Here is a 23,828-nt window from a genome sequence, read left to right as displayed (position 1 = left end):
TTTTTTATGAAAAGGAGTTTTTTATTGTTACTCGTCGTAACCCTTCTGGGAACCATCACCACACAGGCGCAATTAAAATTACCCAAAGCGACCTCGCCGGTGAATGTCGGCAACCTGCTCACGCAGTTTACCGACGGATTAAAACCAACCTCCTTTCTGGACAGCTGGACGGGTGGCGGTAAAACCGATTGGCTGAGTGCCGCTGCCAAAGTAACCGATGGAGCGGGCCTTGGCAAAAGCATTTCGTCGCTGGCCGGCTTTATCAAGCCAAGTCTTTTTAAAGGAGGTTTCAATGTAGCCAGCCTTGTTAAAACCGCCAATACCGTCAAGACTTTATCGAGTGCAGCGGGTTTGTTAAAGAACCTCGAGGGCGGGCTTAAGCCTGAAGCCTTTACGAGTGCCTGGTCCGGCCAACGCAGCGGCTGGCTCAATGCACTCAACCTCCTTAAATAATTGTTTTTGATCCGTACCCTTTCTCTACAGTCCTGTTCCCGGCAACGCGGTCCTTTTTGTATCTTTAGTATTATGCAGCACTTATTATTATTGCATGGCGCCCTGGGCGCCCGGGAACAACTGTTACCATTGGGCGATCGCCTTGCCAATGAATTTTATGTGCACCGGCTCAATTTTGCCGGTCATGGTGGCGAGCCTTTGACAGACGAGTCCTGGTCTATCGCCTTCTTTGCACAGCAGGTACTGGCATATATTGAACAATATATTCCTGCCGGAGAACCCGTAAGTTGCTTTGGCTATAGCATGGGTGGTTATGTAGGTATGTACATCAACCGCCATTATCCGGACAAGTTTAAGAAGACCATTACCCTGGCGACTAAATTTCACTGGGATGAGACAGGAGCAGCCCGCGAAGTAAAAATGCTGGATGCAGACACCATTGTACAGAAAGTGCCTGCCTTCGCCGCTCAACTGGAGAAGCGCCATTCGCCCCGTGACTGGAAAGAAGTATTGCAAAAGACCGTTACCTTGCTGCTTGACCTCGGCAAAGACAACCCGCTCAAACCGGAAGATTACGCCCTGATCAATACGCCCAGCTTAGTTCTCCTGGGCGACCGCGACAAAATGGTTACGCTCGACGAAACCATCCAGGTATACAAACAGTTACCTGCCGGGCAACTGGGCATCCTGCCAGGCACCCCGCACGCCCTGGAACAAACCGACACCTACCAGCTCAGTGCACTCGTTCGTAAATTTATCCACTCCTGATGCACATTGGCTTTCCGTTAAGCCATTATAATTAGCAACCCGGATTGTAATTCCGGCACTTGGACCGGATTCGCTATAGAATCAGAAAAATTCAGAACATCTTTATCGTGGTAGCTTACTGCCGGCACTAAAGCCGGCCTGCCACGATATATGAAAAACCAACTCACCCTCCCGCATATCCGGGAGCCTGACCCTCCCTGTCATGCTTTCCCGCCCGGAAAATAAACCCTATTAATCACTCCTCGCACGACTATTGGCATAGTACGAATGCCGGTTGCCACGCATTTAACGACCACCATATGGATCAGGAAAAAAAACAGGCCAAACCGCCACTCAATCTGTTGGCAAACATCCTCAACAACTCACTGACTAGCTCAACCAAATACGATCAACAAAAAGCCGGGCTCGAAACACGTACCTGCGGCGGATGCGGCGCAGCGCGACCAGATGGAACAGATCTCAGCACCTGCGATTTCTGCGGATTTGAATTTTATAAGAAGCCATAACCTATTCAACAGTCAACTCAATTACCCAACACCTCATGAATGCATCAACGGACCTACTGGAAAGATGGGCCAGTTTTCTTTCGAAGATCAATGAACGGTTTCAGGAAACACTGACACAGGCGGCCGAAGTGTTGCCGCAACTGCTCGACTATCAGCAGTTCGACACAGTACCTTTCGCCAATGCCTGGATGGGTATTAATAGTCAGGCGAAAGACCTGATCGCCAGGATCGACAACACCTGGCAAAATACGGTATCCGAAAACTGGGAGACATTGCGCGACGAAGAAGAGGACAGACTGAGCGAGGCCGGCGAAGAACTGGAACCTTTCCAGGAAAAATTCTACCAGGTCTATTATGCAGAGCGGGAGAAAGGCAGGAAGCTCATGCGGCAGCTTGAAAAGGACCTGCATCAGCATGAAGTAAAAACATTCGCGGAGGCCGGTAGAAAACTGGCCGCCAAAGCCCGTGAGATCTTATCGGGTGGCTTCGCCTGCTCGCAATGTCAGGCCCCTTTAACGGTGCAGGACAATTTCTACCGGTCGTATTACCAGGTTTGCCAATACTGTCAAACCACCAACACCTTCGAACCGGGCTCCATTGCCCGGATGGTGGAGCATTTTGCGGTACATCCCATAGCAGAAGAAAAAGCGCTCGAAGAATACTGGCAGTATGAAGCGTTGCTATACCAGTTCAAAGACCAGGGAGAAGATGACCCCGTTACGGTTACTGCCGACCAGGTATTACAATCCTATACAGTATACGTAGACGTTTATTTGAAGGCACGCATCGCTATGATCCCGGTTTACCAGGAACAGTATGAAGGAGACCGGAAGGCGAAATTAGAGCGCTTGCGCAAATACACCCTGAATATGGCTTGATGCCCGGGTACCCACTGGCAGTATTCACCCCGCTGCCTGTGTTGTAGAAAAACTTTTCATTGGCTGGCGGCAAGCGCTGACCACTACTCCGATTATTAACCAGTTTAATCATACAATCCATGTCACTTCTTTCTGGCCAGTTACGTTCTGTTATTGAATGGGCCGCGCCCGGTCCCGATATCTTATTTGAGCGCTGGACCGACTCGGGCGACGAGATCAAGAATGCTTCCAAACTGATCGTCGGTCCCGGACAGGGATGTCTATTCGTATATGAAGGAAAGGTTGAAGGGGTGTTTACCGAAGAAGGATTGTACAACCTCGAAACAGGCAACGTTCCTTTTTGGACCAATATCAAAAATGCGCTGTACAATTTCGAGTCGTATCATAAGGTAGGGTTGTTCTTCTTCCGCAAGGCCGATCTGCTCAACCAGCGCTGGGGCACCCCATCACCCATCACTTATGTTGATCCGCATTACAAGTTTCCCGTAGGCCTTGGCGCTTTCGGAAACTTCTCTTTCCGCATTGCCCAGCCTGTAGAGTTCTTCAGACAGGTAGTGGCCGGCGCTCCGGTATATCCGGTGCGTGATATTCAGAAAGTGTTGCTGTCGCGCATTACGCAGCCGATGAGCGATTACCTCGCCAACGCATCTTTCGGCTATACCGAAATAGACAAGCACCGCAATGCGATTGCGGCTTTCAGTAAAGACGCCGTATCTCCCATCTTTCAAACCCTGGGCTTTCAACTGCTGGACCTCAACATCGAGGGTACCCGCTTTGATGAAGCCACCCAGGAGCGTATTGGCCGCATCTCCGACATGACGGCCGAGGCACAGGCACTGAAAGCGCTGGGCATCGACTATGTGCAGCACCAGCAATTACAGGCCATGCGCGATATGGCGCGTAATGAAGGGCAGGCCAATCCAGGTATGCAGATGGGTATGGGCATGGAAATGGGCAGGATGTTCGGGCAAATGATGAACCAGCAAACGCAGGCTGCAGCACAGCCGGCGCCGGCTAATGCAGCAACGCCCGCAAACGCGGCCCCACCGGCCGACGACCCCATGGAAAAACTGGCGAAGCTCAAAAAGCTGTTTGACATGGGCCTCATCAACGAGCAGGAATACGCCACCAAAAAGCAGGAGATCCTCGCCCAGTTGTGATCAGATACAGAACCACCATTTCATCATCTAATACAAACTAAAAAGCCAACATTTTATGGAAGAAAGGTACTCACTCGTCGACCACCCGGCCAGTTTTAAATCAAAAGGCATTGGTCAGTTCGAAGAATCGGTATTACCCCTCATAGATCAAACCATCAGCCGCGATGCTTCGGAAGTGGAAGTATTGAAACAAATGGTGTCGAAGTACAAGGGTAAGAAAGTAGAGTTCATTACCGTGGCCGACAAAAAAGGCGACTTCAACCGCATGACCATCGAAGTGATCGATTGGAACGAAGCTAAAAAAAGGAGTGAAGACATTATCAAGCGGTTTTCGAAATCGGCGTTTACCAGCGACTATGTACCTTTTGGCTATCGGATGAACGATGAAGGGAAGGAATCGCTGCTCCTCGCGGAAATACTCGATACGCCATCCCCCTGGATAAGAACCTACAGCGACGATAGCAGCGATGGCTGGGCAGGTCACTACTACGGCAACTCGCTCCGCAACTGCGCCATCATTCCCTATACCATCCCCGATCAGTACATCGGCCGGGATGCCTTTGAGTTGGTGAAGGAATTTGAGGCTTTGGCCGAAGAGAACAATGAAGCGAAGATCAAGGCGGCAGGATTCGACAATTTACACCACCTCAATTACGCCATTTCCCGTGCCCAGAAGAATATCACGATGGGTATCGCTGAGGCTCAGGCATTGATCGATGAGCAAACCAAGCAGCAGGCGGAAGCGATGAACCAGAACATCGCAGCAGCCAAAGCCGGTGGTTTACTGGACCCCATCAAAGGTATTAGTATGGAAGATTGGGCGGCAGCCAATGTTCAGATCTCCAATGGCCGTCCGCTGGATGAAGTGCTGAAAGTGCTGGGTACCGAGAAACCCATCTGGGATGCCGTATCGGCCGAGTGGATGGCGCGTATGTCGCAGGATACCACCTTCGCTATTTCGAAAGTGTATGGCGATGCGTTCACCAATCCTAATATTGGCAAGTTTGCCAAAGCGGGTGGAGGTGCAGCTCCTCAGGCATCAGGCGACGTAGAGAAGATCAAGAATGATTTCGAATTATACATCAAGATCATGTGTCACCAGAACATGGCGAGCACACAGGGTGTGGATGCTGCTTCTGTTTTGAAGAAATATGGCTTGTCGGTCGTAGACTGGAGTACAGTAAGTGCACACTGGGCGCCAAAGATGGGTAGCGATCTTACACTGGCGATGAAGATGTCACCATTGATGGAAAAATACAATGCCGAGTTTGCTACGGCAGGCGGTGGCAGCGATATCAATTTCTAAATTGAACGTCACTGAATAAACAAGGGCCAGCTTAACAGCCGGCCCTTGTTCATATCAAAGAAGATTAACTTATTTCTTTGTTTCGAGGAGCTTGAAGAACTGATCCAACTGAGGCAGGATAACGATCCTGGTGCGACGGTTGGCAGCTTTGTTCTCGGGAGTATCGTTGGCGGCGATGGGCAGGTATTCGCCACGGCCGGCAGCAGACATCTTCATCGGATCGAGACCATATTGGTTTTGCAGGATCCTGATTACAGAAGTTGCGCGCTTAACAGAAAGATCCCAGTTGTCGAGCAGCTGACCACCACCTTTATAAGCTACGTTATCGGTATGGCCTTCTACCATGAACTCGATATCGGGTTGGTTTTTCAGCACAGTAGCAACTTTTCCGAGCACAACTTTAGCTTCTTCGGTTACGTCATACTTACCGCTCTTGAACAACAATTTGTCAGAGATATCGATGTAAACGACTCCTTTGTCAACTTTGATGTTGATGTCCTTGTCGTCCAGGTTACCGATAGCACCTTTCAGGTTCATCACCAGGGCCATGTTCAAAGAGTCCTTACGTGCCATTTGCTGCTGGAGCGTTTGGATATAAGAATCCTTGGCGCCGATGTTCTCCATCGATTTCTTGATGCTCTCGGCTTGTGAGCTGGAGATCACAGAGAGGTCCTGCAGTTGTTTCAGGGCCTGCGTATTGTTTTCTTTCAGGTAACCGATTTGTTTGTTGAGGGCGTCGATCTCTGCTTGTAATGCAGCTTTCTTGCGGGCCTCTTCGGCTTTAGCATCTTCACAGTTTTTCAGATCGCCTTGCAGTTTGGCGTAAGAATCGTTAAGCTGATTGTACTTCGCTTGTTCTGCTTTGAATTTTTTTGTGCTCACGCACGAGAAAAGTGTTACAGGGGTTAATGCTACTAACAGAACGTGTCTGAACTTCATATTAATTGGGTTTTTAATTGATGAGACTAAATCCATACAACTTATCCTTTCACATCGACCCTCCTCTCTGCAAGTTGCGTGCCTGATAACAGGCGTTCAAAGGTATAGCATCAAGATAAAATACCTATGAACGAAGAAAGGCAAGATTCATTTTAAGGTGATTTTAAGATTTTCCCAGCACTCTATAGGTATTTCTATAATATGTATTCAATCAACAGACGCTGTGTCTTACTCAAGTGGTCATAGATGCGCACAGAAATTGAGTAACTTCCGGAAAAACCATTCATATGCGTGCCTTTACTTATGTTTTGACATTTCTCATATCTCTTAGCGCCGCGGCACAACCTGTTCTTTCGGGAGGCGTGCTGAAGCCCGAACAAGCCAATATGGATGTAAGGCACTATACCGTGGCATTCACGGTCGATCCGGCACAACAATCTATTGACGGATACACCCTCATTGACGTTGTATTGGCGCAGCCAACCACCACCATTTTATTCGACCTGCTAAATAATCTTACTGTAAGCAAGGTGTGGGTGAATAATAAAGAGCAATCATTTACCCATGAAAACGATCTCATCAAAATTACACTACCTGTAGCCCTTGCCGGCAAAGTAGCCGTTAAGATACAGTTTGGCGGCAAGCCCCGGGTAGCGGTTCGGGCGCCCTGGGATGGTGGATTTCAGTGGGCGAAGGACTCCACCGGGCACGATTTCATTTCCATCACCTGCCAGGGAGAAGGGGCGAAGATATTTTTTCCCTGTAAGGATCATCCTTCTGATGAACCCAATGAAGGCGCCGATCTGATCATTACCGTCCCGAAGGGATTAGTGGTAGCAGGGCCGGGACTTTTGCAAAAGACGACGACGAAAAAGAACAGCAGCACCTATCACTGGAAAACCAATTACACCATCAATAATTACAGTATCCTTTTCAATATTGGCCGGTACAAAGTGGTGAGCAAGCCCTACACCACTGTCAATGGCAATCAGGTACCCATTGTATTTTATGTGCTGGAAGAACATGCCGATAAAGCCGCGCACCACCTGGAGATCTTCGAACGCACGATCAAAATGCAGGAGAAGTATTTTGGCGAGTATCCCTGGGTAAAGGAAAAGATCGGCATTGCTGAAACGCCGCACCTCGGCATGGAACATCAAACCCTGAATGCCTATGGCAATAAGTTCAAATATGTGAAAGTGGGCGGACAGGATTTCGACTGGCTGATGCACCATGAGTTTGGTCATGAGTGGTGGGGTAATAAAGTAACGGGCAAAGATTGGGGCGATATGTGGGTACAGGAAGGTATTTGCACTTTTGGCGATGTGTTGTATGTACGGGAGGCCGAAGGTGAAGACGCCTATATTAAAAGAATGCAGGATATTGCCCGGGGTACGCAGAATAAAAAGCCTGTGGTGCTGGGTACAAATATCAATTCTGATGAAGCCTACCACGGTGATATTTATGGAAAGGGGGCCTTTTTCATGCATACCCTGCGGTATGTGCTGGGCGACGATGTGTTTTTCCCTGCGTTGAAAAAGTTTGCAACCAATGAGCGCTATACTTACAGCAACCTGGTGACGACCGATGATGTGGAGCAGTTCTTCAGCCGTGAGTCGGGCAGGGAGCTGAAGCCGCTGTTTGATTTCTACCTCCGCACGGTTCAGAAACTGGAAATCGGGGTTACCCGTACCGGGGATACCACCTACCTCGTAAAACTGCAGAACTATGCGGGAACCTTACCGCTGGAAATTGGCACCAGTGAGGGCAAAACACGAAAAATGATAGACCAGAAAGGCATTACGGTGGCGAGCAGGTCACTGCCTTTGATCGATGAGCGCACTTATTACCTGAAGCGTGTTATATATGAATAAGAGGAAACCCTGAGATACCGCTGCTGGAAATTACCACAAAGTGGTATTGTGTGCAATTGGTTTTTGTAGTCCCTTTGGCCCATGGTTTTTAGCCATCGCCTTTTCCTGAATTAGTTCTAAAAAATTCCCCTACGGTAATTTTCTACTGTAGTTCCCCCGCTACGAGCACATCGGTAGCGGGGTTTTTGTTGCTAACCCCTTGACTTTTCCTCCAGCCCAAAATAGTTAGCTAAATAATGCTAATAAAATTAGTGTTGATAAGATATTTTCCCCTACATTTGACATTCGGTAATTTTGAATAATACAATAAAACATACCCATTATGTCTACAAACAACGAAAAACTCAAGGCGCTTAAGCTGACTATCGACAAGATAGAAAAGGACTTCGGAAAAGGAAGTGTGATGATGATGAACGAAAAGTCGACCGAGCCAACAGAAGTGGTATCCTCCGGCTCTATTGGATTGGACTCAGCCCTGGGTGTTGGCGGCTTTCCCAAAGGCCGTATTGTAGAGATCTATGGACCTGAATCTTCCGGTAAAACAACCATCGCAATCCATGCTATCGCAGAAGCCCAGAAGAAAGGTGGTATGTGCGCCATCATCGATGCGGAACACGCATTCGACAGTGGTTATGCTCAAAAGCTGGGTGTAGATGTAGACAACCTGCTGATCTCTCAGCCCGATTATGGTGAGCAGGCCCTTGAAATTGCCGACCGCCTGATCTTATCCGGCGCCCTCGATGTAGTGGTGATCGACTCAGTAGCAGCCCTGGTACCTAAAGGCGAACTGGAAGGTGAAATGGGTGATAGCAAAATGGGCTTGCAGGCCCGCCTGATGTCTCAGGCCCTGCGTAAGCTGACCGCCACGATCAATAAGACAAATACCATCTGTATATTCATCAACCAGCTGCGTGAAAAGATCGGTGTGATGTTCGGTAACCCCGAAACGACCACTGGTGGTAACGCCCTGAAGTTCTATGCAACGATCCGCCTCGATATCCGTCGTATGGCGCAGATCAAGGACGGCGACGAAGCGATCGGTAACCGCGTAAAAGTAAAAGTGGTGAAGAATAAGGTGGCGCCTCCTTTCCGTGCAGCAGAGTTCGATATCGTGTTTGGAGAAGGTATCTCCAAAACCGGTGAGATCCTCGATATGGGTGTTGAGTTGAGTGTGGTACAGAAGAGCGGCAGCTGGTTCAGCTACAATGGCGATAAACTCGGCCAGGGTCGTGATGCCGTGAAGAAACTTTTAATGGATAATCCTGAGCTCTCCAACGAGATCGAAGTAAAGATCCGCGAGAAGATCAAAGAAATGCAAAATGCTCCATCAGCATAAAGATTGTTATAGTAAGTGAATACTAAGGGGTTAGTAAATGAAAGGTCCTGATTCTTCAGGACCTTTTCTTTTGCGGTATATGGATGGTGCGCAATGATCAATTAGTGCTGACATTAGATACAGTAACAGCGTCGAAAAGCCGAAAGAGTATGCTTAGCGTAATAGGCGAACTTGTGATGTGTGTTAGTTGCAGACTGCAACAGCTGGAGTGAAAGATTACCGGATAAAGCAACAACGGTAGTAAGGAGAGCGGCATGCCGGACGGGTAAGGGCAAAAAAAAGGGGCCTGAATAGACATTCAACCCCGCTTTAAAATCCAATATCCTATGAAAAACCGAGGTAAAAATAAGGGTGATTTTTGACATGTGCAATACCATTTTGTGGTTATAGTAAAAATACTCGCTCAAGCGTAGTTTATGGCAATTGAAACAGCCATTGCGACCGAATGAGAACTTAACACTTTTAAACTTTTTACCATACGGCAGGGTGAAACCTGCTAGGATAACCGAGCGGCAGCCCGAAGTCCGCCATGGCAGACCCTTTTACCCAATATTGGACAGGAAATAACCAACAAAAGCCGGGGCTTGTTAAAGCCGCCTTAGGTTCACGCGGGGTAGCGAGGCGTGCGGAGCCTCTTGGATATAGGGGTACGCCTACCGGAAAATGAAAAAGGGTGTCAGCTGGTTAAAGTGAGCGTCCGCTCACCCGAACAGGCGCCCTCTAAAGCGTGCGATGTTGCGTGTTAACCCCCAGGGTTATCGCTTTTCAAACGGAATCTACAGCGTCAATCAGTCGCCGGCAAATTCAAGCCCCGTATACTTTAGCTTAATTCTTGAGTAATCTTTCCTGGCTAACCAGGCCGGTGGTGAGATTGTTGATCCGGAGGAGGTAAAGCCCTTTTTCGAGCGAAGAGACATTGAGCGTTTGTAAGCCCTGTACCTTATTCTGGGTAAGGCGCACTTTGCCATTGCCATCGATCACCTGCACATCGAGCAGGAACTCGGAGCGAATGATCAGGATATTATCGACCGGGTTGGGATAAAAACGGAAGGAGATGTCGCCGGCAATGATGGCCGGGATGGTTTTAGAGAACTGCATGGCCCCCTGCTTACCAGCAAAGCGCACCCGATATACGTTGCGGCCTTTTGCCGGCGCTTCATCAATCCACTCGTACCATACACCAGTAGGCGATTGCTTGATCACCGCGACGGTTTCGAAATCCCGGTTGTTGGAGCTGCGCTCCACGGCTATAAAATCAGTGGTATTGTTGTTGATCATCCGCCAGTTAAGGATCACTTTCGAGTTGTCGCGAACGGCAGCGCTGAGATCGGAAAGGTATAAAGCTGAATCTGGAACGCTGGTAATCTCCGGCTCCGGCGGAGCGCCGGCCGAACTATCCTGTGCAACACACAATTGGGTGCACAGGCTTACCAAGCCAAGTAGCAAACCTTTCAACATAGAATTTAATGGGAGAGAGTTATTAACAATTACTGTGCCTGAATGTGGAAAACGTGATATCTTGCTGAAAATTATTTCTATTGCGTTAAAGTTTCTTCAAAATCAAATTACCTTTTCAGCCCTAAAAACAATAACACAACAGCTATGTCGACAACACGGAAGATCGATGCCCGTAAAAGAATTGCACTGGTAGCGCACGATAATAAAAAGAAAGACCTGATAGAATGGGCAGAGTTCAACAAGGTTGTATTGGCCAAGCACGAACTGATCGCCACCGGTACCACCGGTAAGCTGCTCGAGGAAAAACTGGATCGCCCCGTCAAGAAGCTATTAAGCGGCCCCCTGGGCGGCGACCAGCAAATTGGCGCCCTGATCGCCGTTGGCGAGATCGATATTATGATCTTTTTCTGGGACCCCATGGAAGCCCAACCACACGATAGTGATGTAAAGGCCCTGCTGAGGGTGGCCATTGCCTGGAATATTGTGGTAGCCAATGATCGCGCCACGGCCGATTTCGTGCTCACCTCCCCGCTTATGCAGTCTTCTTATACATTAGCCCTCACGGATTATTCTGAATACCTGAAACGCCGCATCGACGGAAAATAAGAGCCACTTTTAACACCTGTCGAAGTCAGCATAAATAACAACTGAAGCCAGACTGCCACCAGCTTTCTGGCTTCAATTCCGCGATCACCCACCTGGGGGTCTTATAATTCGCCTCCCACTTTTTCCTGTATGGCCCAGACTATTTGAGGCACCAAACGATAAAGCCTCCTTTCTATCCATACCCCGGCACGCTCCTTTTTATCTTGAACCACATCTCCTTCATTTTCTAACACTTATATACTGCTCCCAGTCACAACTTAAAGGCATAACAATTGTTATAGTATCAGTCTGCCTTCAACCAAAATATGGCCGCTACCGTATTTATGGATAACTTACCAGCAACAGCCATATTCCTAAATTTGCAGGCTTCTTTTACAACTATATGCCGTTTAAATTACACGCACCTTTTCTGCCGGCCGGAGATCAGCCGGAAGCCATCCGCCAACTGACGGAAGGCCTCATGAACGACGAAAAACACCAGACCCTGCTCGGGGTAACAGGCAGTGGTAAAACCTTCACTATCGCCAATGTCATCCAGCAGGTACAACGCCCTACCCTGGTGTTAACCCACAACAAAACCCTGGTGGCCCAGCTTTACGGAGAGTTCAAGCAATTCTTCCCCGAAAATGCGGTGGGCTATTTCGTAAGTTATTACGACTACTATCAGCCCGAGGCCTACCTGCCGGTAAGCGATACTTATATCGAGAAAGATCTTAGTATTAATGAAGAGCTCGACAAATTGCGCCTGCACGCCACTACCGAGCTACTCAGCGGCCGCCGCGACATTATCGTGGTAGCCAGCGTGAGCTGCATTTACGGTATCGGTAACCCGGCGGAGTTTGAAAACGGGATCATACGCATCCACCAGGGCCAAACGATCTCCCGCCAGGGATTTCTGCACGCCCTCGTCAACGCCCTGTATACAAGAAGTCAGCTCGACTTCACGAGAGGCTCGTTCCGCGTAAAGGGCGATACGGTGGATATCAACCTGCCCTATATGGACTGGGGCTACCGCGTTACTTTCTTCGGCGATGAGATTGAAAGCATCGATACCCTGGAGATCAAAACCGGCAAACGCATCGGAACGGTGGGTGACGCAGCAATCTTTCCAGCCAACCTTTACCTGGCACCGAAAGACATGATCCAGGAGATACTGGCCGAGATACAGGACGAATGCGGCGCCCAGGTAGATTACTTCAAAAGGAACGGCAAATACATAGAGGCTCAACGACTGAGCGAGCGGGTCAATTACGATGTGGAAATGATCCGCGAGCTGGGGTATTGCAATGGCGTAGAGAACTACTCCCGGTTTTTCGACCGGCGCTATCCCGGTACCCGCCCTTTCTGCCTCATCGATTATTTCCCGAAAGACTTTCTCACGGTAATCGATGAGAGCCACCAAACCATTCCCCAGATCAGTGGTATGTATGGCGGCGACCGTAGCCGGAAACTCATCCTGGTGGATTATGGCTTCCGTTTGCCATCAGCACTTGACAACCGGCCGCTCAACTTCCACGAGTTTGAGCAAATGGTAGATCAAACCATTTATGTATCGGCTACGCCCGGCGATTATGAACTCGACAGAAGTGAAGGTGTAGTCGTAGAACAAGTAGTACGCCCTACCGGCTTGCTCGATCCTCCTATCGAGATCAGACCCAGCGTTAATCAGATCGATGACCTGCTCGACGAGATCGATAAACGCATCACCAAGGGCGACCGCGTACTCGTAACCACGCTCACCAAGCGTATGGCCGAAGAAATGGACAAATACCTGCATCGCATCAATATCAAATCCAAATACATCCATAGTGAAGTAGATACCCTGGAACGCGTGGAAATTTTGCGCCAGCTTCGCCTGGGAGAGATTGACGTACTTGTAGGTGTAAACCTGCTGCGGGAAGGCCTCGACCTCCCCGAGGTTTCACTGGTCGCTATCCTGGATGCTGATAAAGAAGGTTTTTTACGGAATGAAAAATCGCTGACCCAAACAGCAGGCCGCGCTGCCCGTAACGTTGACGGATTGGTGATCTTTTATGCAGATACGATGACGGAAAGTATGCAGCGCACCATTGATGAAACGACCCGTCGCCGTGAAAAGCAGGTCGCCCACAATATTGCCAATAATATTACACCACGCACGGTTATCAAATCGAAAGAGCAGGTGTTTGCCCAAACGTCCGTATTGGATATTAAAGGGTACGATCCCAAAGATCCACTTGCCCTGCAACCCGATCAGGATCTTGTACAGCATATGGCAGCCGAAAGCGCAGCGGAATACCAAACCATTCCCCAACTAGAAAAAGCCATTGGCAAAACGAAGAAGGAAATGGAAAAAGCAGCCCGCGACCTCGATTTCATGGAAGCGGCTAAGTTGCGTGACGCCATGTTCGATATGCAGAAAAAGCTGGATGGTATGAAAGCCGCCAAATAATAATACCTGCTGGTGGTTAACAGATCCACCCAAAATTCGCCCCATCAGTCATTAACTGGTGGGGCATTTTAATTATAGAGTAGCTACCATCCACAGCACATAATGACCGTTTCCTTGTCGCAAAACACCCGCAGAAACTCGGAAACTCCCTGCCCTGTTTTACCCATAGTTGTTAACTTAGCAGCATGAGTCAAAAAGTATTTCTTCTCGACGCCTTTGCACTCGTATTTCGCGCCTATTATGCGCTGATACGCAATCCTCGTATTACCTCGAAAGGAAAGAACACGAACGCGCAGTTCGGTTTCACCAATACGTTGCTTGACCTGCTCAACAACCAAAAGCCATCGCATATGGCCGTGGCCTTCGATACGCATGCACCCACCGAGCGTCACACCGAATTTGCCGATTACAAAGCCAATCGCCAGGAAGCGCCGGAAGACCTGCTGGCCGCCATTCCAGATATCAAACGCATTATTCGCGGCTTCAACATCCCCATTGTGGAACTGGATGGTTACGAGGCCGACGATGTGATCGGCACACTTGCCAAACAGGCAGCCAAAGAAGGATTTGAAGTATACATGGTAACGCCCGATAAGGATTATGGTCAGCTTGTAGATGGCAACATCAAGATCTACAAGCCCGGCTATCAGGGAGGCGATGCCGAGATCCTGGGCGCCGAAGAAGTTTGCGCGAAATGGAATATCAAAGAAGTACACCAGGTAATCGATATGCTGGGCCTGATGGGTGATGCAGTGGATAATATTCCCGGCATTGCAGGTGTAGGGGAGAAAACGGCCGCCAAACTGCTCGGAGAATATGGCAACCTGGAAAACGTGCTCAACAATGCCGATAAAATAAAAGGGGCCCTGGGAGAAAAAGTGCGTAACGGAAAAAATGCAGCCATCCTTTCTAAAAAACTAGCCACCATCATCACCGATGTACCGGTAACCTTCCATGCGGAAGATTTCAGGATAAAAGAACTGAATAAAGAGCTGTTGCGCGAAGTGTTCACCGACCTCGAGTTCAAGACCGTTGCCAAGCGCATCCTCAATGAAGATATTGCCATCATCGCCGGTAAAGCACCCGCACCCGAAGGCGTGCAAACCGACCTGTTTGGCAATGTAGTCGAAAACAAAAAAGGAACCGCGCCCAAAGTTGAAGCCGCTGCCGAGGCAAGCGACGATGACCGCGTAGAAAGCGAAGAAGCCATTGTTGCCGGAAAGACCATTCACAACACACCGCATAAATACATCGCCATTCAGGGCGATGATGCCATCAAGACCCTGGTTAAAGAGTTGATGGATCAACCTGAAGTATGTTTCGATACGGAGACCACGAATATCGATGCCAACGACGCCGACATGGTGGGTATGAGTTTCTCTTACACGCCCGGTGAAGGCTATTATGTTCCTGTTCCTCCTGGTGACGAAGCGGGCACCAAAGCCATTTTAAAGCATTTTGAGCAATTATTTGCCAAAGAAGATATTACCTGGGTGGGCCAGAACCTGAAATACGATATGCTCGTGTTGAAATGGTATGGCTACGAGCTCAAGGGCAATACATTCGATACCATGCTGGCGCATTATGTGATAGAACCTGATGGCAAGCGCAGCATGGACATTATGAGTGCCCAGTACCTCGGCTATGAGCCCGTACACATCGATGAGCTGATTGGCAAGAAGGGAAAAAGCCAGGGCAATATGCGCGATGTGGCGCTCGATAAGATCACCGAATACGCAGCTGAAGACGCTGACATTACCCTGCAGTTAAAACAGATCTTCGCACCGCTGCTCAAGAAGAAAGAAGTAGAGAAAGTATTTGCGGAAGTAGAGAACCCTTTGGTGAAAGTGCTCACCGATATGGAATTTGAAGGCGTAAGGATCGATGTGGACTTTTTGAAGGACTATTCAAAGCAACTGGATAAAGAAGCACGCCAGGCTGAAGAGAATGTTTATCAACAGGCCGGATTGAAATTCAACCTCGCCTCGCCCAAACAATTGGGAGAAGTGCTGTTCGAAAAACTGAAGCTGGACCCCAAGGCCAAGAAAACGAAAACAGGTCAATATGCTACGGGAGAAGATGTGTTGTTGAAGCTGTCGAATGAAAACAAGATCGTGGAAGACATTCTTGCCTTCCGCGAGCTTACCAAGCTGAAGTCGACTTATGTAGATGCATTGCCCACGATGATCAACCGTAAAACGGGCCGCGTGCATACTTCCTATGCACAGGCAGTAGCGGTTACCGGTCGTTTATCGAGCAACAATCCCAACCTGCAGAATATACCGGTGCGTACGGACCGGGGTAAGGAGATCCGGAAGGCCTTTATTCCCCGCGACAGTAATCACATCCTGCTTTCGGCCGACTATTCACAAATTGAGCTACGCATTGTGGCGGCCATCTCTGGCGACCCAGCCATGTGCGAGGCTTTCAAGAATGCGAAGGACATTCACACGGCTACAGCCGCCAAAGTATATGGGATAGATGAAAAGGATGTAACGAAGGAAATGCGCTACAAGGCCAAGAGTGTGAACTTCGGCATCATCTATGGTCAGGGGGCATTTGGCCTGGCCGACAACCTGGGCATCAGCCGTACGGAAGCTAAGGAGATCATCGACAATTACAAGAAGCAGTTCGCCAATATTCAGAAATACATGGATGATACCATCAATTTTGCGCGTGAAACGGGTTATGTGCAAACCCTGATGGGACGTAAGCGCTGGTTGAGGGACATCAACTCATCTAACTTCACGGTGCGTGGCTTTGCCGAGCGCAACGCCATCAACTCTCCTATACAGGGCACAGCCGCCGACATGATCAAACTGGCGATGACTAAGATCCATGAAACGTTCAAGAAGCACCAGTTCAAATCGAAGATGATCCTGCAGGTGCATGATGAATTGATCTTCGATGCCACGATTGATGAGGCCGAAACAATCAAGCCAATCATCCTGGACTGTATGCGCAGTGCATTGCCTTTGCCAAACGAGGTACCCGTAGAAGCCGAGATCGGTGGCGGCGAAAACTGGTTGGTGGCGCACTAAAAAGGGGCATTATCAGGGGTCGGCAGGGGAATGCGCCCTGACCAGGTGGCCCGGATCGGAGCTTAGATTCTGCCTGAGTGCAAAACACACCGTATAGGAATTCAGATCCTGACTAAGGGGTCAAATAATGAGGCATAAGATTCAGCCTGAGTACAGACCCTCCCCGAATCAGATTTCATATCATATAGCCCGCAGCAGCCGCTGCGGGCTTTTTCTTTTGACAGTTTTGGGCTAAAACCCGTCGGCCTTTTGAGTAATTCATACATATTCCCCAGTCCAGCGCCAAGGGCCCAGCGCCGCGGGGGAGGTTGTCGATTCAGGACCAGGCACTCATCCTCGACCATTTACGGGCGGAAAGGGAACGCTACATTCCTGCCATTCAAGGAAGCTGGGTTGATTTCAGTATTTGGCAGATTTCCCCATGATACCCCGTAGATATTCCCATGATGACCCCTATATATCCCCTTATTTAAAGGGGCGGGATATCGCGCGGTTATCTAAATAGTTGGAAGCATACATCTGACTAATGTTTAGAAACGGCGTGAAGCATGCCTACCGGCCGCCATGAAGTCGTCGATGGAGGATCGAATTAAACCCGAATAAGGGGCTCACTGGCCTGTTCACCGGCCATTAATAGTCTGGGCGCGCGAATAGCTCCAGGCTGCTGCAAATCGCGGGCAAGCTGTTCATTATGAAAAATTATTGCGGGTAAAGTGCGGCATCAAAGGCCCGAATGGACGAGGAAGTTTGGTATTACCAATTGGTGAAGTGTCTGCAGGATTTAATTGAACCGGTGAGCTGACCGATAGCGGTCGAAGTATTTCTGTATGCGTTGGTGATAGGCCAATTGGTCGTCGAGGGATTTATCGAGCAGTTGAATATCCAGATTTTGTGGATTTCTCGCTTTGATCAGCAGCAGATTTTCGTCGGACAGCACTTCGCCGCGTGCTGCCTCCAATTCAGCAATTTTCTTTCGAAAGCTTTCATTCTCCATAAATGGCTCATCGAGTAGTTGATGATTGCTGGCAAACTGCCGCAGTCCTGTCAGCAGGTTCAGGTTAAGTGCAGCAGCCTGTTCAAATTTAGCCACCAGCTCCTTTCGTTTCCTCGCCGGCTTTACAATAAACTGAGGGCGGTAGAAGAGAAAATATCCCCCTACAAGAATGACTATTAAGATGATCGTAACCGGATCCATGGTAAGCAAATCGAAACAAAAATATTATTCCCTATTTAAAAAGGTACGAATTTTTCTAATTCGATTGACTACTACTGTAAAGAATAGTCGAAATTAAAGGATGCCCCCGCTTGGCTGTTGGTTGATTCCGTTATCTCCGCTCAATAAAGAGTTTGGTATTTTGTTGCTGGAGTATACTGTGGAACAATATCAGCAAAAAGCGGTTACCTACGGACTAACCGTGTGTAACCGCTTATGGAGTGTGTATCCTTGTTTACCTTTTATTACAGATCGTTGGAGGACCGTAAACTCTTTTGAGCTTCAACTATCTTAACATGGGTCATGCAGTGATCAGGCTAAAACATCGGCTTCACGTTCCAAGTTCTAATTGATTTGCAAACTGGCCGACTTCAACTTATCGTGCAGCTGCAACAGCACGGCACTTCTCGCCTCATCGGCTTTCAACACGTCTTCGCACCAGAAATAGGCTTTGAGGTCGAATCCATTTTCGTTCACTTTTGTGAACAGGATCTGAGGTTCCCGATTTTCGAATACGTGATCGGAAGCCAGGATCGCATTTTTAACCGCTGTCGAAACTACTTCCATGTCGTTGTTGCCCGATACAGTTAGCTCCATTTCGAGACGGATATGTGAATTGGAGTGCGTCCAGTTAACGATCTGGTGCGAAAGGATATCTCCATTGGGGATGATCACTTCGGCGCCATCGGCGGTAAGGAGTGTGCTGGAACGCAGTCCGATCTCCCGCACGCGGCCCGTTTTATCGCCTACCTCTACCGAATCACCGATCTGAAGGGGCCTGTCGAAAATAAGAATGATGCCAGATACGAAGTTGTTCACGATATTCTGCAGGCCCAAACCGATACCAACACCCAGGGCACCAAGCACGATCGTGATCTTATCGACCGGTACGCCGGAGGCGGCGACCGCCAGCAGGTAACCCAGGCACAGCAATATCAAGCGCGTAATGAGCAGGCGCGAACGCTGCCCTTTATCCCGCACTTCATCGTCCTGACCCGTATCGCCAAAGAAATAACCTACATACTTCTGCAGCAGGTGGGCAATCCAGATGATGAGGAAGAACAACAGTACCCCACCCACGGTAAATGAAGCATCGCCAATGAAGCGTGGAGTACTCAGGAAGGTGGTGAGTCCGCCAAGAACCGTTGTATAGATATTCAGGTTGGTGGTAAATACGATCAACCATAACACTACGACCAGGAAAAGCAGAGGCCTGCGAAAACCGGTAAGCACCGGCTGATAATCCATCTTTGTGTGCACGCCGCGCTTCACCCTGCCTACGGTGATCTGCAATAGGATGGCCTCCATCACGATCTTGCTGAATACTGCCAGGCCAATGGCTTGGGTAAAGGCAAAGATGGCTGCGTTGCCGAAAATCTGGGCCAGGGAAAACCGGCCAAAGATGTTGAAGAGGATCGACAGGATGTTCATCACATTGTGCAGCATGATCACAAAACGAAGAAACCCTTTCAGGTGCAGGTGCTCTTTCATTTTAGACAGGAAGAGCAGCCCAAACACTACAGACAAAATGTTCAGGAGAATGAGCCAGCTACGCTGCAGAAAGCCTGGATCTACTATATGGTGTGTGAATGAGAAACAGATATACAAGATCGCCATGGCGATCCAGTACCAGAACAGGTTGCGTGGCCATTTTTTCCAGCAGATGATGGTGAGAATGATCAGCAACAGGAACTGCATGGACTCAATGTAAGCAGCAGGTGCGTGAAGGTCGAAGAGGGGGGCTATCGAGAACATGATGACAAAACTCGACACGATATAGCCCGAAGGCAGGTATTCGAAGCCGAGATCCTGAATAACCGGCATTGCGTGGAGCCGCTTCAGGGTGCGGATGTTGCGGTAGATCCATATGAAGAAGAGGAAACCTATGAGCAAGAGGAAAAGGCGCTTATTACCACTGTCTTTAAAATAGTAACGCAGGGCTTTCTTCTCTCCTTCGTAGGCTTTGCCAAACGACGAACGTGCGCTGGCAGTAAGGTCGGACGTATCCTTTTCCCACAAGTAATTATACTCCTTGCCAAATATACGGGTGGCCGACGTGTTGAGCAGGGTGTTCACTTTCTCCAGTAATTGTGCAGTAGTTATTGCATTGGAAGAGTTGTGTGTTTGCAGCAGATTGATGGCAGCAATGCTTTCACGCAGGTGCCGGGTACTGGAGCGCCAGTTCTCCCGCATATCCTTCAATTGGGGTCCGAATTGCTGGCGTAATGCCGTATCGCGCATAAGCTGTCGCAATACCGTGTCGGTGACCAGGGTTTTCATGGTGCTTCGAAGTCCTTCGAGCCTTCGTTCCGTGCTATCCAGTATTTCCCGGTGATCTTTGAGTTCCCGTTGCATGTTGAGCAACAGGCTGCGGAATACCTGTAGATTCCGAAGATTAAGGGCGCGGCTATTGTTGACGATATTGTCTTTCAGCACGGCCAGCACAGAATCCGTATCACCCAGGTGTTCTTTTACATTTTGAATACCCAGGCCGAGTTCACTTTTGTTCTCGATATTATCCAGTATTACGTACGTCTTCTCTATTTGCAGCTGGTAATCGCTGGTGGTGAGCTTGGCCGAATCGGCAAAGAGGGAGCTCATGCCACCGCGGCGGCGGCTGGTATCGTTTGGATTTCGGGTAGAGTCGGAGAATCGCCTGGTAGAATCGTTGCGGCCAAAAAATCTATCCTGTCGGGATCGGGTGGTGTCCTGTGCATGCGTGGTGATCGCTAACAACAAAAGGATATAACCTGTGACCAGGTGGCGCAAGTGGTTTTTCATGTGTCGGTTTTTTGCTGGTGCTAAACTATAAAAGAAACTGATTGGCGGGGGGAAAATTTCTGCGAAGCAGGTAAAGGAATCAACCAGTTCGTTATTGACATGGATCTATTAAAGCATTTAACATATTTGGCCGCTTCTTAAACACTGACGAACCATTTGAAAGAGAAGGTTGACAATTTCGAAATCTGTAAATGTCCATTGTAGATTGACTTAATTTCACCCGCACAAATCGCCCGATATGCCAATTCAGCCCATACGCATTTTCATTACCGGAGGAACTTTCGACAAGGAATACAATGAACTCAATGGTCAATTATTCTTCAAGGACACGCAGATGCATGACCTGCTGGAGATGGGACGCAATAAGGTGCCGGTGGTGATCCGTACGCTGATGATGATCGACAGTCTGGACATGACCTCGCAAGACCGCGATCTGATCGTTCATCAATGCATTCAATGCGAAGAGAACAAGATCATCATTACGCATGGTACCGATACTATGGCCATTACGGCTGAGGTGCTGGCGGGTCATATCAAGAACAAAACCATCGTGCTCACCGGCGCCATGATCCCTATCAAGTTTGGTAGCTCGGACGGACTGTTCAATATGGGCTGCGCCATGGCTTTTGTACAATCACTACCCCCCGGTGTATATGTAGCCATGAATGGTCGCTACTTCACCTGGGACAATGTGCGCAAGAACCGCCAAACAGGTATTTTCGAAGAGATCGAATAAGAGAGCATAGGTATATACGTGATTTTGATGCAGGCTTATGCCTGCATTTATTTTTAGCTTACCTTTCGGGGAAGGGCAGGATGGCGGGCTGTACTGTTCGCTGCCTGGTCATAACATTCCTAAATCTTACAATTTGTCTGGCTTCTTTGCTCCCGATAAAAAACGCCACTTCTACGCCGGCATCCTCCTGGGATTTGTCCTGCAGACGATTGGCTGGTTGGCATTTCCCGACTGGCAAGGGTTGGGGGTGATCTGCGTATTTGCACTGGTGCTGATCATCAGTTACGGATTTGAGTTATTTTCAAAAGTGACCGGCATGGGCATCTATGATTTTATGGATGCCGTTTTTTCGGCCATCGGCGGGATGGCTGGCCAGGGACTGGCGCTATTGCTGTTCAATGTTATGGCGTGAGGAGACAAATGACTTCTGCGGTGAACGGCACTGCCCTTTGCATTGGGCGGGCAGCCTCCCCGGCGCGACACGCTGATATTTTCCTTACTTTCGGGGCTGAAGTATGATACAGAAAAAGAAGGTAGATGTAGATGTGATCAAGGATGTGCTGGACGCCATGCTGGCAGCCCGGCCCGATTCTACTTTTGTGAAGAGCCTGGCCTTTCAATATGAAGAAAGGGGCGGCCTCAGCAAGAAGCAGCTGGAAGGCCTTTACCAAAAAGCCCTGAAGGTGGAAAGTGTGCCCGAAAATAAGCTCGCCACGCTGGAAGCTGTGATCCGCAAAAAACCTACGAAGTATAAATCGGCTCCGCCGCCGCCCAAGCCGCTCTACGAAAAAGACGAGCGTGTGGGGCAAATGATCGAAGGTATCCTCGCCAAATATCCCCTGCACAAGAGAGTGATCTTCTTTCAAAACAAGTACAATAACAATGAAACGCTTGCTCCGGCCGAGATTACCGAGCTGGAGAAATTCAACAGGATGTTAAAGTAGCGGTTAGCTGACCGGGTAAGGCCTTAAAATGGTGTTAACTACCTTACAGCTGCTTCGATTATTGGGACCAGGGTATTATCTTGGCGCTTATATCTACCGTTATGACCCGAACTCTACGCGCCCTACCTACTGCATTATTATTATTTCTCATTAGTTGCAAAAAGGAAACCACCTATACCTTTACTGATCTCAACTTTCGTATTCACGAGGTCATCAACGACTCTACGGTCCGCCTGGCCTGGGATGTACTGCCACCAAAAGATGTAAAAGAATACCGGCTGATTCGCTCGATGAAGCGCTTTGGCAAATACAGCTTGCCGGAAGATCATAAGGATACCTTTTCTATTCGGAATGTTGGCGAAGTATCGGCTTATCTTGATGCCATTCCGCTTAGTGGTAACGTCACCTACTGGCTGGAAGCTTCAGCCGGGCCGACGCTGTTGAAATCAAAAGAGATAGTGCACGAGCGTCGCCAGGGCCTGCATTTTGGCCTGGTTGACTATACGCTTTTTGATGCAAAACGTAAATATGCCTATGTGGTTGACAAAGAATATGGCCACATCAGCCAATTCAACTATGAAAAGAATGAGTTCATAAAAAGGATAACACTTTCCTACAACCTGGGGTTTTGCTCGCTGGCCGAATTTGATGGCAAATCTGAACTATTTGTGCCCCGTAGCGATGGGTGGGTGGAGATCTATGATGCAACCTCTTTGGTGCTTAAAGACAGGTTGTATGTAGGAGGGCAACGAGTTGCTTCTGTAATCTATCAGAACGGACTTCTTTTTGTGGCCACTACCGATAATACACTGATAAATGGAGTTATCCGGCCAGTGAAGGTATATTCCCGTAATGGCAAAAACTTAGTGAGCAGGTTGGGAAAATACATTAACAGCCGGTTGCTATCCATACCGGGAACGATCACGGAGCTTTACGACGTTTCGAATTCACCTCATCAGCTGCTACACTATAAGTTTGACGATGCTGGCAACCTCCTTTCGGAGCGGGAGGTTGCTCCGGGAGATTATCAAACCAAGCAGCCGGAACTTTCGATGGTTTCGCCCGACGGCAAAACCATTGTTGTAAATAGTGGCGGAGCTATTTACGACACCAACTTATCAATAATTAGGTTACTTGCCCGTACAGAACAAACTTTTTACAATGGTTTTGCATTCAATGCCACCGGTAACAAAGTGTACTGCGCTTTACAATATAGAAGTGAGATTGAAGTATTACAATCTGGCGGGCAGCTTCTTCACAAAATTCAAACAAGGCTGTACCCATGGGGGGGTATTCTGGTAGATGGCAATAAATTGATTGTCGTCTCTACAGATTTTCCCAATCATCCTGGCACTGTGGGTGGTTCTTACTTCTTTTTTGAACAATTCAACCTCTAAA

19 protein-coding genes are annotated in these 23,828 nt (G+C 48.7%); 15 read left to right on the top strand and 4 right to left on the bottom strand.

The window, feature by feature from the left end:
- The first annotated feature begins 6 nt into the window (after nucleotides 1-6).
- From P2H89_RS21790 to P2H89_RS21765, 6 genes are all read left to right on the top strand, one after another.
- Nucleotides 7-453, top strand: a complete 447-nt coding sequence (locus tag P2H89_RS21790) for a hypothetical protein (protein ID WP_275830854.1) — start codon at nucleotides 7-9, stop codon at nucleotides 451-453.
- Between the two features lie 72 nt (nucleotides 454-525).
- Nucleotides 526-1,221 (top strand): alpha/beta hydrolase, encoded by a 696-nt coding sequence (locus P2H89_RS21785; RefSeq protein ID WP_275830852.1) that lies wholly within the window; start codon nucleotides 526-528, stop codon nucleotides 1,219-1,221.
- A 299-nt stretch (nucleotides 1,222-1,520) separates the two neighbouring features.
- Complete coding sequence (locus P2H89_RS21780) at nucleotides 1,521-1,727, top strand: hypothetical protein (protein ID WP_275830851.1); 207 nt, start codon at nucleotides 1,521-1,523, stop codon at nucleotides 1,725-1,727.
- 35 nt (nucleotides 1,728-1,762) lie between these two features.
- On the top strand, nucleotides 1,763-2,605 hold the full coding sequence (locus P2H89_RS21775) for a hypothetical protein (protein ID WP_275830849.1): 843 nt from the start codon (nucleotides 1,763-1,765) through the stop codon (nucleotides 2,603-2,605).
- A gap of 119 nt (nucleotides 2,606-2,724) precedes the next feature.
- Nucleotides 2,725-3,765, top strand: coding sequence for an SPFH domain-containing protein (locus P2H89_RS21770; protein WP_275830847.1), 1,041 nt, complete (start codon nucleotides 2,725-2,727; stop codon nucleotides 3,763-3,765).
- 55 nt (nucleotides 3,766-3,820) lie between these two features.
- Nucleotides 3,821-5,071, top strand: coding sequence for a DUF6620 family protein (locus tag P2H89_RS21765; RefSeq protein ID WP_275830845.1), 1,251 nt, complete (start codon nucleotides 3,821-3,823; stop codon nucleotides 5,069-5,071).
- A gap of 69 nt (nucleotides 5,072-5,140) precedes the next feature.
- Here P2H89_RS21765 and P2H89_RS21760 read toward each other — a convergent pair whose 3' ends face one another.
- Nucleotides 5,141-5,953 (bottom strand): OmpA family protein, encoded by an 813-nt coding sequence (locus P2H89_RS21760; RefSeq protein WP_275830843.1) that lies wholly within the window; start codon nucleotides 5,951-5,953, stop codon nucleotides 5,141-5,143.
- Nucleotides 5,954-6,297: 344 nt separating this feature from the next.
- Here P2H89_RS21760 and P2H89_RS21755 point away from each other — a divergent pair, with 344 nt between their 5' ends.
- Both P2H89_RS21755 and recA read left to right on the top strand, forming a co-directional pair.
- A complete protein-coding gene (locus P2H89_RS21755) occupies nucleotides 6,298-7,884 on the top strand; it encodes a M1 family metallopeptidase (protein ID WP_275830841.1) in 1,587 nt (528 codons plus the stop codon).
- A 322-nt stretch (nucleotides 7,885-8,206) separates the two neighbouring features.
- Nucleotides 8,207-9,220: a recombinase RecA gene (recA, locus tag P2H89_RS21750; RefSeq protein WP_275830839.1), complete on the top strand. Its 1,014-nt coding sequence runs from the start codon at nucleotides 8,207-8,209 to the stop codon at nucleotides 9,218-9,220.
- An 825-nt stretch (nucleotides 9,221-10,045) separates the two neighbouring features.
- Here the strand turns inward: recA and P2H89_RS21745 are convergent.
- Entirely contained in the window at nucleotides 10,046-10,678 is a 633-nt protein-coding gene (locus P2H89_RS21745; protein WP_275830837.1) for a T9SS type A sorting domain-containing protein, read from the bottom strand.
- A gap of 144 nt (nucleotides 10,679-10,822) precedes the next feature.
- Here P2H89_RS21745 and P2H89_RS21740 point away from each other — a divergent pair, with 144 nt between their 5' ends.
- The 3 genes from P2H89_RS21740 (at nucleotide 10,823) to polA (ending at nucleotide 16,756) form a co-directional block, all read left to right on the top strand.
- Nucleotides 10,823-11,284, top strand: a complete 462-nt coding sequence (locus P2H89_RS21740) for a methylglyoxal synthase (RefSeq protein WP_275830835.1) — start codon at nucleotides 10,823-10,825, stop codon at nucleotides 11,282-11,284.
- 382 nt (nucleotides 11,285-11,666) lie between these two features.
- A complete protein-coding gene (gene uvrB, locus P2H89_RS21735; RefSeq protein ID WP_275830833.1) occupies nucleotides 11,667-13,715 on the top strand; it encodes an excinuclease ABC subunit UvrB in 2,049 nt (682 codons plus the stop codon).
- A gap of 185 nt (nucleotides 13,716-13,900) precedes the next feature.
- Nucleotides 13,901-16,756, top strand: a complete 2,856-nt coding sequence (gene polA / locus P2H89_RS21730; RefSeq protein ID WP_275830831.1) for a DNA polymerase I — start codon at nucleotides 13,901-13,903, stop codon at nucleotides 16,754-16,756.
- Nucleotides 16,757-17,537: 781 nt separating this feature from the next.
- On the opposite strand, the gene P2H89_RS21725 is transcribed toward polA, so the two are convergent.
- Nucleotides 17,538-17,960 carry a hypothetical protein gene (locus P2H89_RS21725; RefSeq protein WP_275830829.1) on the bottom strand — a complete coding sequence of 141 codons (423 nt, stop codon included), beginning with the start codon at nucleotides 17,958-17,960 and terminating at the stop codon, nucleotides 17,538-17,540.
- Nucleotides 17,961-18,314: 354 nt separating this feature from the next.
- Entirely contained in the window at nucleotides 18,315-20,750 is a 2,436-nt protein-coding gene (locus tag P2H89_RS21720) for a mechanosensitive ion channel domain-containing protein (RefSeq protein ID WP_275830827.1), read from the bottom strand.
- 238 nt (nucleotides 20,751-20,988) lie between these two features.
- Between P2H89_RS21720 and P2H89_RS21715 the strand changes: the two genes are divergently transcribed.
- From P2H89_RS21715 to P2H89_RS21700, 4 genes are all read left to right on the top strand, one after another.
- Nucleotides 20,989-21,486, top strand: a complete 498-nt coding sequence (locus P2H89_RS21715) for an asparaginase domain-containing protein (RefSeq protein WP_275830824.1) — start codon at nucleotides 20,989-20,991, stop codon at nucleotides 21,484-21,486.
- 133 nt (nucleotides 21,487-21,619) lie between these two features.
- Entirely contained in the window at nucleotides 21,620-21,898 is a 279-nt protein-coding gene (locus P2H89_RS21710; protein ID WP_275830822.1) for a hypothetical protein, read from the top strand.
- Nucleotides 21,899-22,001: 103 nt separating this feature from the next.
- Complete coding sequence (locus P2H89_RS21705) at nucleotides 22,002-22,430, top strand: hypothetical protein (RefSeq protein WP_275830820.1); 429 nt, start codon at nucleotides 22,002-22,004, stop codon at nucleotides 22,428-22,430.
- 101 nt (nucleotides 22,431-22,531) lie between these two features.
- Nucleotides 22,532-23,827: a hypothetical protein gene (locus tag P2H89_RS21700; RefSeq protein ID WP_275830818.1), complete on the top strand. Its 1,296-nt coding sequence runs from the start codon at nucleotides 22,532-22,534 to the stop codon at nucleotides 23,825-23,827.
- Nucleotide 23,828: the final 1 nt, after the last annotated feature.

The sequence above is a fragment of the Paraflavitalea sp. CAU 1676 genome (assembly GCF_029223285.1).
Lineage (GTDB): Bacteria > Bacteroidota > Bacteroidia > Chitinophagales > Chitinophagaceae > Paraflavitalea.
Note: the sequence above shows the minus strand (reverse complement) of the source record. Positions and strands in the feature narration are given on the sequence as shown.

Bases quoted from the DNA above. Each gene is read 5' to 3' on its own strand.
- P2H89_RS21790 (WP_275830854.1), top strand. From the start codon at position 7: ATGAAAAGGAGTTTTTTATTGTTACTCGTCGTAACCCTTCTGGGAACC.
- P2H89_RS21785 (WP_275830852.1), top strand. From the start codon at position 526: ATGCAGCACTTATTATTATTGCATGGCGCCCTGGGCGCCCGGGAACAA.
- P2H89_RS21780 (WP_275830851.1), top strand. From the start codon at position 1,521: ATGGATCAGGAAAAAAAACAGGCCAAACCGCCACTCAATCTGTTGGCA.
- P2H89_RS21775 (WP_275830849.1), top strand. From the start codon at position 1,763: ATGAATGCATCAACGGACCTACTGGAAAGATGGGCCAGTTTTCTTTCG.
- P2H89_RS21770 (WP_275830847.1), top strand. From the start codon at position 2,725: ATGTCACTTCTTTCTGGCCAGTTACGTTCTGTTATTGAATGGGCCGCG.
- P2H89_RS21765 (WP_275830845.1), top strand. From the start codon at position 3,821: ATGGAAGAAAGGTACTCACTCGTCGACCACCCGGCCAGTTTTAAATCA.
- P2H89_RS21755 (WP_275830841.1), top strand. From the start codon at position 6,298: ATGCGTGCCTTTACTTATGTTTTGACATTTCTCATATCTCTTAGCGCC.
- recA (WP_275830839.1), top strand. From the start codon at position 8,207: ATGTCTACAAACAACGAAAAACTCAAGGCGCTTAAGCTGACTATCGAC.
- P2H89_RS21745 (WP_275830837.1), bottom strand. From the start codon at position 10,678: ATGTTGAAAGGTTTGCTACTTGGCTTGGTAAGCCTGTGCACCCAATTG.
- P2H89_RS21740 (WP_275830835.1), top strand. From the start codon at position 10,823: ATGTCGACAACACGGAAGATCGATGCCCGTAAAAGAATTGCACTGGTA.
- uvrB (WP_275830833.1), top strand. From the start codon at position 11,667: ATGCCGTTTAAATTACACGCACCTTTTCTGCCGGCCGGAGATCAGCCG.
- polA (WP_275830831.1), top strand. From the start codon at position 13,901: ATGAGTCAAAAAGTATTTCTTCTCGACGCCTTTGCACTCGTATTTCGC.
- P2H89_RS21720 (WP_275830827.1), bottom strand. From the start codon at position 20,750: ATGAAAAACCACTTGCGCCACCTGGTCACAGGTTATATCCTTTTGTTG.
- P2H89_RS21715 (WP_275830824.1), top strand. From the start codon at position 20,989: ATGCCAATTCAGCCCATACGCATTTTCATTACCGGAGGAACTTTCGAC.
- P2H89_RS21705 (WP_275830820.1), top strand. From the start codon at position 22,002: ATGATACAGAAAAAGAAGGTAGATGTAGATGTGATCAAGGATGTGCTG.
- P2H89_RS21700 (WP_275830818.1), top strand. From the start codon at position 22,532: ATGACCCGAACTCTACGCGCCCTACCTACTGCATTATTATTATTTCTC.